The organism is Phormidium sp. CCY1219 (assembly GCF_055795085.1).
Window position 1 is genome coordinate 1 of the sequence record NZ_JAYFEQ010000480.1, and the last position, 3880, is coordinate 3880.

Genomic DNA, 3880 nt, shown 5'->3' on the forward strand with positions numbered 1-3880 from the left:
ACGTTACCAAAGAAGCATTTCAGTCGGTTTCAACCGACTTGAGCTATTAGACGGGGGATTTATCCCCCGGCGGGTGTTGCTATGAGACGCAGATTTATAATCCCCGGCGGATCGTGGGGTTATCAGTTAATTGAAAAGGGTACAATATCTCAATAAATATCTCATTCTCCGTTCCCTCCAAATATGATAAACTTCCAAGATAAAGACTGGCGGATCAGCTATTCCAGCAACGAAAACAATCCGATCGCAGATTTTTATATCCCCGCCCTCGAATGCGCGATCCAATACGATCGCAAGTCCGGTTTTTTCAATAGCGCGATTCTCAGCAAGGTGGGGCGGGGTTTGGGGGCGATGCTGCACAATGGCGGGCGGATTCGCTTGATTATGGGTTGTCAATTTAGCCCCCAAGATTTAGCCGCAATCCAACAAGGATATGCCCTGCGAGAGGCGATCGCGTTGCGTTTGGATGCGGAGTTAACCCCGCCGGAAAATTTCGCCCAACTCAAACACTTCGAGATTCTCAGTTGGCTGATTCAAAACCACTATCTCGATATTAAAATCGCCGTCCCCGTGAAAACCACCGGCATTCCAGAAGACTCGGAAACGGTTTGCGATCGCCATCATCTGTTCCATGAAAAAGTAGGAATCTTACTCGACGCCCAGGGGGATAAAATCGCCTTTAGCGGTTCCAATAACGAATCTCTCGCCGGTTGGGAAAATAACGTGGAATCCTTTCACGTTTATTGTTCCTGGGAAGGCGATCGCGACTTAGAACGAGTGCAAGAAGAAATTTTCCGCTTTGACCAGTTGTGGGACAATTTAGCCCCAAATGTGCAGGTATTTGATATCCCGGAAGCCGTCAAAAATAAACTGTTGCGCTACAGCGGCGATCGCCCCCCAACTTGGACGCCGCAAAGCGAATTTGACACCCGTCCTTTACCCACCGCCTCAAGCGCCTCACCCCCACTTCCAGAACCTCCAGAACCCCAAGAAACCGACGCCTTTCACCAGCTACGAACCTTACATCAATCCCCCGGTTGTCTCGACTTTTGCCTGAAATCCATTCCGATTCAACCTTGGCCGCATCAACTGAAAATTTTACGCCGAATTGCCGAAAAATTCCCCCAAAGTTTCCTGATTGCCGATGAAGTCGGTTTGGGAAAAACCATCGAAACTGGATTGATATTGCGCTACTTACTCATCAGCAAAAAAGTCAAGCGCGTTTTAATCTTAACCCCGGCCAGCATTCAACCCCAATGGCATGAAGAATTGCGAGAAAAATTTAACCTGCACTTTTGGAGTTATCAGCAAGGCGAGTTCATTCCTGCCGATCGCAACTCTGCCAAATTCACCCCGCCACCCTCAGCAAATCCTTGGGATTGTCAGAACTTAGCGATCGCTTCTTCCCATCTCGTCCGCCGCAGCGATCGCATGAGAGAATTGCTATCAGCACAACCTTGGGATTTAATCGTACTGGATGAGGCGCATCACGCCCGTCGGCAAAGTCCGCAAAACCGCAAAGACACCCCCAATCGCCTCCTGCAATTAATGCAGCAATTGACAGCACAAACGCGATCGCTGCTGTTACTGTCCGCCACACCGATGCAAATCGATGCGATCGAGATTTTCGACTTATTGCATCTGCTGGGATTGCAAGGACATTGGTCTTATGGCGATAATTTTTGTCAGTATTTCGCCTCTCTCTCGGATAAACCCGATCGCCACACTTTAGAATTCTGGCAGCAAATGGCAGTGGATTATTTCCAGGAAGGCGGTTCCCCCTGTCCCCAACTGCAAGACTACCTACAAAAGCGCGATCGCCTGATGGCATACAAACTGCGCGATATCTGGCAAACCGGCAAACCGATGGTAAACGCCAAACAATACGCCCAAGATCGACCCTTTCTCACCGCTTCCCGCCAATATCTCACCGTCAATACACCTCTCAAAGATTTGATGTTTCGCCACACCCGCGATACTTTGCGCCAATACTATCGCCGAGGATTGTTAGACCGAGATATTCCCCAACGGGAAGTCACAGATAATGCGATCGTCTTGGAAAGCGATCGGGAAATTCCCCTGTATCGCGCAGTCAGCGACTACGTTCGCCACTTTTATAATTTAGCCCAAAAAGAGAACCGCAAAGCGTTAGGATTTTTAATGACGCTGTATCGCAAACGCCTCACCAGTTCTTTTTATGCCATCCGCGAATCCCTGCAACGCCGACTCGAAGGCATCAGCTTAACCGATGACGATCTTAACGATTTAGACGATGCCGATGATGCGATTCTCGAAGGCATGGAGTCGTATTTTGAACGGGCAGATCCGGAAGAAATCGCCTATTTAGAAAACCTGTTACGCCAGTTTGAAAATACCGGCGAAGATAGCAAACTCTCTCATTTTATCGGGATTTTGCGTCAAGAACTCGCCCACCGCGAAAGTGCGATCGCTTTCACCCAATACACTGACACGATGGACTATTTGCGATCGGCGTTACAACAATTATACGGATCGCAAGTGGCCTGCTATTCCGGACGCGGCGGCGAACTGTACCAGTCGGGAAGTTGGCGAACCGTTCCCAAAGAACACATTAAATCCCAATTTCGAGAAGGACGCATCAAAATTTTACTCTGTACCGAATCCGCTGCTGAAGGGTTAAATTTGCAAACTTGTGGCCTGTTGATTAACTACGATATGCCCTGGAATCCCATGCGCGTGGAACAACGGATCGGACGCTTAGACCGCATCGGCCAACACTACACCACCGTGAGAATTCACAACTTGTATTATGATGGCACAGTGGAGGCGAAAGTTTACCGAAAATTGCGCGATCGCATCGATGCCTTTCAAACCATTGTCGGCAACTTGCAACCGATTTTAGCCCGCGTTCCCACCTTCATCGAACGGGCGGCGATGAGTGCCGATCCGGAAGAAGAAGGGGTGATGCTAAGCGAATTCGATACTGTCTTAGAAACACCGCCCTTGCGTCCCGCCTTAGAAGAAATGGTGGCAATGGATGTGGAATCCGACCTCAGAGAAATTCGCCAACCGCTACCCACCACTCCCATTTTACCACAAAATATCGAAAATTTGTTTGTTAATTCTAAACTTTTTGCAAAAATGGGAATCCAGTTCAAACCCCTGGAAAACGGGGCGATCGAGATAACCGAAAATCACCGCAAGTCTCTCGTCACCTTTTCCCCTGAAGTTTACGAACAAAATCCCTCATTGCATCTGATGAATTTTGGCAATCCCCTATTTGAAGCGTTGCTCGATCGCATCTCACCTTTTGTGTCGCCAGCCCCGTGAACGACCCGACGGCGATCGAGCAGCGGTACGGCGCGCGCTTCCAGCTTCAGGGGAAATTTCGTTTAAAAGTATAAAATCTGTCATTCCTGCTTCTCTCACATCTATCGCTAACAGCAGCCCCTGTTCCCGAGGCCAAAATACGCAAGCATTGCCTCCCTTGTGCTGACAATCCTTTAGAAAAGGGCTGCGGTCTGTCTCCTCCTAAAATTGGAGAGAACGATTAGAAGACAACTCCTAAACCATCTCCAAATTTTCTCCTCCTCCTCATGTACCTGACGAGGAACGACAAACTCTCCAAGATTTGACGGTGGAAATTGTCTGCAACTGTAATTTAGACGAGATCGTGCAATCTCATGGCATAAGTCAAATGGAGCTTAGCCAGGAAACCGGCTTATCTGCATCGGTGATTCGTTATATCTCTCATTGCTTGTCGGTTATTGGTGGTTGGTCGGGGGTTACGCCAAACTCTCTTCTTCCTGCTCGTCGCAGTCTCATTCACCAAAATCGCGATCGACTAACGCTTTTAAATCCGATTTGCTCCAGGGAGAACCATCGGGTTGCCGAGTGGATG

The 3880-nt window shown here is 48.8% G+C and carries 2 protein-coding genes; both read left to right on the forward strand.

Going from position 1 to position 3880, the window contains the following annotated elements:
- Positions 1 to 183: 183 nt before the first annotated feature.
- Positions 184 to 3309 carry a helicase-related protein gene (locus AC0QH1_RS12365; protein ID WP_324631436.1) on the forward strand — a complete coding sequence of 1042 codons (3126 nt, stop codon included), beginning with the start codon at positions 184 to 186 and terminating at the stop codon, positions 3307 to 3309.
- Between the two features lie 367 nt (positions 3310 to 3676).
- On the forward strand, positions 3677 to 3880 hold a 204-nt coding region (locus AC0QH1_RS12370), incomplete at its 3' end, for a hypothetical protein (RefSeq protein WP_324631437.1).

Excerpts from the sequence above, each read along its gene's own strand:
- AC0QH1_RS12365 (WP_324631436.1), top strand. The coding sequence starts at position 184 with ATGATAAACTTCCAAGATAAAGACTGGCGGATCAGCTATTCCAGCAAC.